Source organism: Streptomyces rhizoryzae, from assembly GCF_023155275.1.
Classification (GTDB): Bacteria; Actinomycetota; Actinomycetes; order Streptomycetales; family Streptomycetaceae; genus Streptomyces; species Streptomyces rhizoryzae.
In genome coordinates this window covers 1-5521 of the sequence record NZ_JALMUV010000098.1, presented here as the reverse complement: position 1 = coordinate 5521, position 5521 = coordinate 1, and the positions used below count along the sequence as shown (strand labels likewise).

Sequence of the window (5521 nt, the reverse complement as noted above, 5' to 3'; positions counted from 1 at the left end):
GGGGAAAAGGGGGGAAGGGGCCGGAGGGGGAGGGGCCCGGGCGCGGGCCGGGGGTGGTCCGCGCCCGGGGGCCGGTCAGCGGGGCAGGCCCGCCAGGGTGCGGTGCGCCTCGGTCATGATCCGGCCGACCAGCTCGGCGCACGAGGGGAGGTCCTCGATGACCCCGGCGACCTGCCCGGAGGCCATCACGCCGAGGTCGGTGCGGCCGTCCACCATCGACGCCTTGAGCAGCATCGGGGTGGTGGCCGCCAGCAGGACCTGACTCCACGTCAGATCCTTGCCGTGCTTCATCGCCAGTCCGTCGCGGACCATCCGCGGCCAGCTCAGACCGGACAGCTTGCGGAACGCCGCGGCGTGCCGCACCGCCCGGAGCAGCGCCGCCGCCCGCCCGGACCGCTCCAGCGACCGGACCAGCTCACTGCGCAGCATCCGGTGCGGCAGCCCGTCCACCTTGGTGGTGACGGTGACGTCGGTGACCGCGGCCGCCAGGTAGTGGTCCTGGACGGCCGGCGGCACGGTGCTGTCGGAGGTCAGCAGGAAGCGGGTGCCCATGGCGATTCCGGCGGCCCCGTAGGCCAGCGCGGCGACCAGGCCCCGGCCGTCGAAGAACCCGCCCGCGGCGATCACCGGGATGTCCACCGCGTCCACCACCTGCGGGAGCAGGACGGTGGTGGCCACGCTGCCGGTGTGCCCGCCGCCCTCGCCGCCCTGGACGACGACCGCGTCGGCGCCCCAGGCCGCCACCTTCTCGGCGTGCCGCCGGGCGCCGATGGACGCGATCACCACCACCCCGGCGTCCTTGAGCCGGGCGATCAGCTCCCGCGAGGGCGCCAGCGCGAACGAGGCGACCCGGACGCCCTCCTCGATGATGATCCGCACCCGTTCCGCCGCGTCGCCCGCGTCGGCCCGCAGGTTGACCCCGAAGGGCCGGTCCGTACGGGACGCGACCTCGCGCACCGCCGACCGCAGCTGCCCGGGCGTCATGGTCGCCGAGGCCAGGATGCCCAGCGCGCCCGCCTCGGCGGTGGCGGACACCAGCCGGGGGCCGGCCACCCAGCCCATCCCGGTCTGCACGATCGGGTACCGGACGCCGGTCAGCTCGGTCAGCGGGGTGCGCAGGGCGGGTACGGCCGCGGTGTCCCCGGAGCCGCCGGCCGGGGCGGGGTCCGGGGAGGGGTCCGGGGCGGCGTCCGGGCTCATGCCGGCACCTCGCGGTCGCGCAGTCCGCGCGGGTCGAGCACCTCGCGGATCAGCCGCAGCTCCTCGCCGGTCGGCTCCCGGGTGTACGCGACCTCGTCCGGGAGGGCCAGCGCGAAACCGGTGGCGTCCCGCACCTCCCCGACGGTGACGCCGGGGTGCAGCGAGACCAGCCGCATGCGGTGGTCGGGGGTGGCGAAGTCGAAGACGCCGAGGTTGCTGACGACGCGCGGGATGCGGTGGTAGCGGGTGGCGGACGGCCCGGCCGCCGCCGCGCGGTCGTAGCCGACCCCGCAGACCATGTCGACCTTCTCCACGAAGACCCGCGGGGAGTGCTTGGGCACCCAGTAACTCGTCGGGTTGTTCAGGGTGTTGACCGGTGCGCCGCGGACCCCGAGGAGCTGCCGGGCGGGCCGCTCCCAGTCGCCGATGCAGGAGATGTTCTGGTTGCCGAACCGGTCGAGCTGGCCGGCGCCCATCATCACGTGCCGCCGGCCGCCGGTGACCATGGTCAGGTGCTGGCGGTACGGCAGCCAGCCCTCGGGCCGGCCGTCCGCGTCCACCAGCATCGCCTCGCCGTCGGTGAGCAGCAGGTCGGGGGAGAACGTGCGCTTGGCGAGCCGGGCGCCGAGGGCCGGGACGGTGCCCATCGGGCTGGCCAGCACCTCCCCGTTGCCGCGCCAGGCGTCGGCGCAGGCGACTACGCAGTATTCGGCGCGGCTGGTCATCGCATCTCCTCGTGCCAGGTCCGGACGGCCTGCTGGTAGCTCTTCTCGTCGCCGCGCAGGAACCGCTCGGCGAACTCTGGCCAGGGGGTGGTCGCGTAGAGCTTCAAGAACGCCTCGTCGCGGTCGTAGTCCGGCACGCAGGAGGTGAAGTGCGCGCCGCGGGGCGTCTCCACCACACCGGTGACGGCGTGCCGCTTGACCAGCAGGGTCTGCGGCGGCGCGCCCTCGAACCCGCCCGCGTCCACGAGCCGTTCGCAGGAGACGTACGCGGTGTCCGCCGCCTCGCAGAACAGGTCGTCGAAGTACGGGTCGGGGCCCAGGTACTGGCCGTTGCCGAGCCGGTCGGCGCGGTTGACGTGGACCAGCGCCGCGTCCATCCGCAGCGCCGGCATCGCCGTGAAGGTCTCCCCGTCCTCGTACGGCGAGGTGACCGTCCGCAGTTCGGGGTTGACCCGCATCACGTCCGAGCCGAGGCCGGCCCGCACGGGCAGGAACGGCAGCCGGTTGGCGGCGGCGTGCAGCCCCCACATGAACATCGCCTCGTCGATCTCCATGAGGCGGAACGCACCGGCCTGGCGGGCCGTGCGGAAGTGCGGCTCCAGCGGGATCGAGTCCAGCGTGACGAACGCGGTGACCAGCTTGCGGATCTTCCCGGCGGCGGCCAGCAGGCCCACGTCGGGACCACCGTAGGAGACCACCGTCAGGTCGGTGACGTCGGAGCGGAGCAGCGCCCGGACCAGGGCCATCGGCTTGCGCCGGGAGCCCCAGCCGCCGATGCCCAGGGTCATGCCGCTGCGCAGCCGCGCCACGACGTCCTCGGGGGTCATGGTCTTGTCGGTCACGGTCGATCCGGTCCTTCCGTGTGTCCGGCCCCGCCGAAGGTGTCGCGCACCCGGTCCGCGACCCCGCTGAGATTGGCCTCGAAGGTGAAGCCCTGCTCGAAGCGGTAGCTCCGGCGGACGTCGACCGGGTCGATGCCGTTGATGGCGGCCTTGGCCAGCCGGAGCAGGGAGCCGTCCTTGCGGGCGATCTCCCGGGCCAGTTCCAGGGCCGCGCCGAGCAGTTCGGCGCGCGGGACGACCCGCCAGACCGAGCCGTGCGCGTGGAGTTCGTCCGCGGTGGCGGTCCGCGAGGTGTAGTACAGCGTGCGCATCAGGTGCTGGGGGACGAGCCGGGCCAGGTGGGTGGCGGCGCCCAGCGCGCCGCGGTCCAGTTCCGGCAGGCCGAAGACCGCGTCGTCGGCGGCCACGATCGCGTCCGCGTTGCCGACCAGGCCGATGCCGCCGCCCAGGCAGAAGCCGTGCACCGCGGCGACCACCGGCACCTCGCACTCGTAGACCGCGGCGAACGCCTCGGCGCAGCCGCGGTTGGCGCCGATCAGCGCCCCGTGGCCGCCCGCCGCGGTGTCCCGCTGCATCTCCTTGATGTCGACGCCGGCGTTGAAGCCGCGGCCCCCGGCGGCCAGGACGACGCAGCGCACGGCCGGGTCGCGGCCGGCGGCCCGTACCGCGTCGGCGAGGTCGTACCAGCCCTGTACGGGGAGGGCGTTGACCGGGGAGAAGTCGGCGGTGACGACCGCGACGCCCTGGTCGGGTGCGGAGGTGGAGACACCCATGAGCAGATCAGCTACCTTTCCACCAAGCGTTTGTTAGGTGGCGAAGTTAGCAGCGGATCGCCCGCCGCGGGAGGTACCAGTTGTCCCTGACCCTCGATCTGACCGGACAGGTCGCCGTCGTCACCGGCGGCACCCGGGGCGTCGGCGCCGGCATCGCCCGCGCCTTCCTCCGGGCCGGCGCGGAGGTCGTCGTCTGCGCCCGGCGGCCCCCCGACGCGCCCGTCGCCGACGGCCCGCGCACCGCCCGCTTCCACCCCCTCGACCTGCGCGAACCCGCCGCGGTGCGGGACTTCTTCGCCCGGGTCGCGGCCGACCACGGGCGGCTGGACTGCCTGGTCAACAACGCCGGCGGCACGCCCTACCGGCTGCTCGGCGAGACCGGTGCCGAACGCCACGCCCGGGTCCTCGACCTCAACCTTGTCGCGCCGATGACCGCCTCGCTCGCCGCGTACGAGGTGATGCGCGGCCAGCCGCGGGGCGGTTCGGTGATCATGATCGGCAGTGTCAGCGGCAGCCGGCCCTCGCCCGGCACCGCCGCCTACGGCGCCGCCAAGGCCGGACTGGAGCACCTCGCCCGCTCCATGGCCGTCGAATGGGCCCCGGCGGTCCGCGTCAACACCCTCGTCCTCGGCATGGTCCGCACCGAACTCTCGGCGCTGCACTACGGGGACGAGGCGGGCCTCGCCGCGGTCGGCGCGACCGTACCGCTCGGCCGGCTCGCCGAACCCGCCGAGGTCGGCGACGCCTGCGTCTTTCTCGCCTCCGACCGCGCCGGCTACCTCAGCGGCGCCAGCCTGCTCGTCCACGGCGGCGGGGAGCGCCCCGCGTTCCTCGACGCCGCCACCGTCAACCACACCGAGGAGCCCGCACGATGACCGGAATCTGCACCGGACGCGTCGCCGTCGTCACCGGAGCCGGCCGGGGCCTGGGCCGCGCCCACGCCCTCGCCCTGGCCGCCGAGGGAGCGGCCGTCGTCGTCAACGACCTCGGGGTCGCGGCCGACGGCGCCGGGGCCTCGGCCGGGCCCGCCCAGCAGGTCGTCGAGGAGATCGTGGCCCGCGGCGGCCGGGCCGCCGCGCACACCGGCGACATCACCACCGACGACGGCGCCGCCTCGCTGGTGGCCACCGCCCTGGACGCCTTCGGCCGGCTGGACGCCCTGGTCAACAACGCCGGCTTCCTGCGCGACCGGATGCTGGTCAACCTCGGCGAGGACGACTGGGACGCGGTGGTGCGGGTCCACCTCAAGGGCCACTTCCTGCCGCTGAAGCACGCCGGCGCGCACTGGCGGGCCGAGGCCAAGGCCGGCCGCACGCCCGACGCCCGGGTGGTCAACACCAGCTCGGGCGCCGGCCTGCTCGGCAGCGTCGGCCAGGGCAACTACTCCGCCGCGAAGGCCGGCATCCTCGGCCTGACCCTCGTCGCCGCCGCCGAACTGGGCCGCTACGGCGTCCAGGTCAACGCCATCGCCCCGGCCGCCCGCACCCGGATGACCGAGCAGACCTTCGCCGACACCATGGCGGCGCCCACGGCGGGCGCGTTCGACGCGATGGCCCCCGAGAACGTCTCCCCCCTGGTCGTCTGGCTGTCCGCCGCCGACAGCGCCGGCGTCACCGGGCGCGTCTTCGAGGCCGAGGGCGGCCGGATCACCGTCATGGAGGGGTGGCGGCCCGGCCCGACGGCCGACAAGGGCGCCCGCTGGGCGCCGGCGGAACTCGGCGGGGTCGCCCGCGGGCTCCTCGCGGAGGCGGTGGCGCCGGGGGCGGTGTACGGGGCGCGGGGCTGATCCGCTGCCCGCGTTGTCGGCTTTCCCGCCGTGCGCCTGGCGGCGGGGCCGGCTCCCACGTTGTTGGCTTTCCCGCCGTGCGCCTGGCGGCGGGGCCGGCTCCCACGGTGTCGGCTTCCCCGCCGTGGGGGTTCTTTCGGGTGCGCCTGCGGCGCGTTGCGTTTCCGCTGCGCGGGGCTTTCGGGGTGCGGTGAC

Annotated in this window: 6 protein-coding genes; 2 read left to right on the top strand and 4 right to left on the bottom strand. The window is 75.1% G+C overall.

Features of this window, described 5'->3' with window-relative positions; all coding sequences use genetic code 11:
- Positions 1–75 precede the first annotated feature (75 nt).
- The 4 genes from MUU72_RS34855 to MUU72_RS34840 all read right to left on the bottom strand — a co-directional run bounded on the left by MUU72_RS34855 (position 76) and on the right by MUU72_RS34840 (position 3540).
- Complete coding sequence (locus tag MUU72_RS34855) at positions 76–1119, bottom strand: NAD(P)H-dependent flavin oxidoreductase (RefSeq protein WP_248017472.1); 1044 nt, start codon at positions 1117–1119, stop codon at positions 76–78.
- Positions 1120–1196: 77 nt separating this feature from the next.
- Positions 1197–1925 (bottom strand): CoA-transferase subunit beta, encoded by a 729-nt coding sequence (locus tag MUU72_RS34850; protein WP_248017471.1) that lies wholly within the window; start codon positions 1923–1925, stop codon positions 1197–1199.
- Positions 1922–2767 (bottom strand): CoA transferase subunit A, encoded by an 846-nt coding sequence (locus MUU72_RS34845; protein ID WP_248017470.1) that lies wholly within the window; start codon positions 2765–2767, stop codon positions 1922–1924. The genes MUU72_RS34850 and MUU72_RS34845 overlap by 4 nt, the downstream gene beginning before the upstream one ends.
- On the bottom strand, positions 2764–3540 hold the full coding sequence (locus MUU72_RS34840; protein WP_248017469.1) for an enoyl-CoA hydratase family protein: 777 nt from the start codon (positions 3538–3540) through the stop codon (positions 2764–2766). The genes MUU72_RS34845 and MUU72_RS34840 overlap by 4 nt, the downstream gene beginning before the upstream one ends.
- 80 nt (positions 3541–3620) lie before the next feature.
- Between MUU72_RS34840 and MUU72_RS34835 the strand changes: the two genes are divergently transcribed.
- The gene (locus tag MUU72_RS34835; RefSeq protein WP_248017468.1) at positions 3621–4415 is read left to right on the top strand and encodes an SDR family oxidoreductase; all 795 of its coding nucleotides are present in this window, start codon (positions 3621–3623) and stop codon (positions 4413–4415) included.
- The gene (locus MUU72_RS34830; RefSeq protein WP_248017467.1) at positions 4412–5326 is read left to right on the top strand and encodes an SDR family oxidoreductase; all 915 of its coding nucleotides are present in this window, start codon (positions 4412–4414) and stop codon (positions 5324–5326) included. Before MUU72_RS34835 ends, MUU72_RS34830 begins: the two co-directional genes overlap by 4 nt.
- Positions 5327–5521 lie beyond the last annotated feature (195 nt).